This is a genomic window from Paraburkholderia phytofirmans, from assembly GCF_046028095.1.
GTDB lineage: Bacteria > Pseudomonadota > Gammaproteobacteria > Burkholderiales > Burkholderiaceae > Paraburkholderia > Paraburkholderia phytofirmans_A.
Window position 1 is genome coordinate 1 of the sequence record NZ_JAQQDJ010000047.1, and the last position, 713, is coordinate 713.

Annotated in this window: 1 protein-coding gene; it reads right to left on the bottom strand. The window is 59.5% G+C overall.

Annotation, left to right across the window (positions count from 1 at the left end; all coding sequences use genetic code 11):
• The coding region (locus PQR54_RS38860; RefSeq protein ID WP_459251849.1) for an MFS transporter at positions 1 to 713 on the bottom strand (713 nt) is incomplete at both ends.

Here is a 713-nt window from a genome sequence, read left to right on the forward strand (position 1 = left end):
GCTGGTCCACCAGCATGCTCGAATGAAAATGCTCGCGCGCAGTGCCCAGACCTTCGATGAGACCGGTGGCCGCAGCGCCGGACAATGTTTTGACTGTGTTAAACATAGCCGAAGCAAACGGACCCTCCGTTGGCGGCAAGCCGGTCGTGACGCCCATCAGGATCCCCATGATGACCATCGGTTGCGCGATGATTTCCAGGGACTGAAGGCAGTAAAAGTTATCGCGAATCCACTCCGAGGTCATGAAGCTCCCCAGAAAGCACGTGGTGCCGATCAGGCAAAGTCCAATCGCCATGACCCAGCGGTGGTCGACCTGCCGGAGATTGAGCAGCGCGGCGGTCGCGGGGAGCGTAATCAAAAGGGGAATGGCCACCAGCAGGGACAGCGGCGCGGTTTGCAGCGGCCTGTAACCGTGAATCTGCGCGAGATATTGACCGGGTATGGCGGCGACACCCACCAGCAGCGTAACCGCGCCCACCAGGGTCAGCAGCCCATGCGCGAAGTTCCTGCGGGCAAGCAGCTGAAGTTTGAAAAACGGCAGCGGATGAAACCATTCGTTGATCAGGAACGCCACGAGCAACAGCGTGCCGCCGCAAAACATCGTGGAGATAAACGTGGAGTTCAGCCAGTCGAGGCGATCGCCCTGCAGCAGGCCGATCACGAGCATGGCGATGGCCGGATAACCGAGTATGAATCCGGTCCAGTTGAATGAC